The 1,476-nt window shown below is 71.8% G+C and carries 1 protein-coding gene and 1 pseudogene; both read right to left on the reverse strand.

The window, feature by feature from the left end; translation table 11 throughout:
- Positions 1-359, reverse strand: a pseudogene (locus tag DD1DGNOD_RS29950) (hypothetical protein); the annotation flags it as partial.
- A 6-nt stretch (positions 360-365) separates the two neighbouring features.
- The coding region (locus tag DD1DGNOD_RS29955; protein ID WP_241255884.1) for an Hsp70 family protein at positions 366-1,476 on the reverse strand (1,111 nt) is incomplete at its 5' end.

The raw sequence follows: 1,476 nt of genomic DNA on the forward strand, positions 1-1,476 counted from the left end.
AGCCGGGCCACGGCAGCGTCGAGATCGGCGAAGCGCTGCCCGTCCCGAGTGTCGCGGTCGCGGCGGACCCGCTCGGCCAACAGGCTCCGACGCTGTGCGCTGAGCAGCTCCGGGCCGACCTGGTCGTGCGCTGCCAGCAGGGCGAGCACCAGGCCCCGGTACTTGGGATGATCCCGGGACTTCTGCCAGAAGGCCCACACCTGGTCGACCCGGGCGGCGACGTCGGCGTCGGCGAGCCTGTCGACCTCCGCCAGCGGGATGTCGTACACCTCGAAGGGGTCGGACTGCCCGATCCCACCGCGGGCCTGGACGGCGGCGAGGACACGCTTGCGGTAGTCGTTCGGCCGGAACTCCTCCACGCCTTCTCAGCCTTCCCGACGGCGCAGCCGTGCCACCGCGTCCCGTTCCCGGGCGACATCGGCCTGGCTGAGCGCCGCGCTGGTCTCCACCCGCACGGTCAGGGGCTGGTCGGCCAGTCCCTCGTGCAACGCGGTCACCTCCAGGATGCCGTCGAAGCCCATCCGGAACGTGATCTCGATGGGTGTCCCGGCCGGGAAGCCCGGTGGGATCCCGGTGATGTCCGCCTGCGCAATGATCTTAACGTCGTCGATCCGCGTCGACTCGACGCCACCGCCCTGTTCCACCACGTGCACCGTCACAACATCTTGATCATCACGAACGGTGCCGAAACTGCGCCTGACCGCCACGGGCAGCCGGTCGTTGCGGTGGACGAGGAACACCGCGGAACGCTCGCCGAAGCGGTCGAGCGCGAGCACCCCGAACCCGCGGGAGACCACGTTGACCACCTGCACCTCGACGGTGCGGCGGACCCGCTCCGCGGTGAGCCCGAAAGCCGCCGCAAGGCGCCGGCAGGCGGCGGCGAGGTCCTCGGGCGCGGCGGCGTCGGGCTGGGCGCCGTCGAGAATCTGCCCCCGGGACACCAGGTCGGCGAGGACCAGCCGCTCGATGGCCTTCTTCTCCCCGTAGAGGGCAGCGCCCTTGGCAACCGCAAGATCGGGGTCGCGCAGCTCGACCGGTACACCGAGCTCGGCAGCCAACCGGCGGGCCACCGCCGGCATCCTGGACGACCCCCCGACGAGCAGCACCCGGTCCAGCTGGGTGACCCCCCGGGTCCTGGCCGCAGCCAGGACCGACCGGGCCAACGTCACTGTCCGCTCCAGCAGACCGGAGGTCAGACGCTCAAGGTCGTTCCGGGAGAACGGCACCGTCAGCGCGTGCCCGTCGTGCTCCACCCCGACCGTCGTCTCCGCCCGGTCGCTGAGCTCGCGCTTGGCCCGTTCGGCCGTGAGCAGCAGCGCCTGGGCGGCCTCGGAGTCGTCGAGCGGGTCCTCGGCGTCGGGATAGGCGTCCAGGAACTGCCGGGACAGGTGGAGCGCGATCTTCTCGTCCCAGTCAGCCCCGCCGAGCTGGTGGTCACCGTCGACCGCGACCACCGAGACCCGGCGGTCGGCGAGC

The sequence above is a fragment of the Candidatus Protofrankia californiensis genome, assembly GCF_900634765.1.
GTDB classification, from domain to species: domain Bacteria; phylum Actinomycetota; class Actinomycetes; order Frankiales; family Frankiaceae; genus Protofrankia; species Protofrankia californiensis.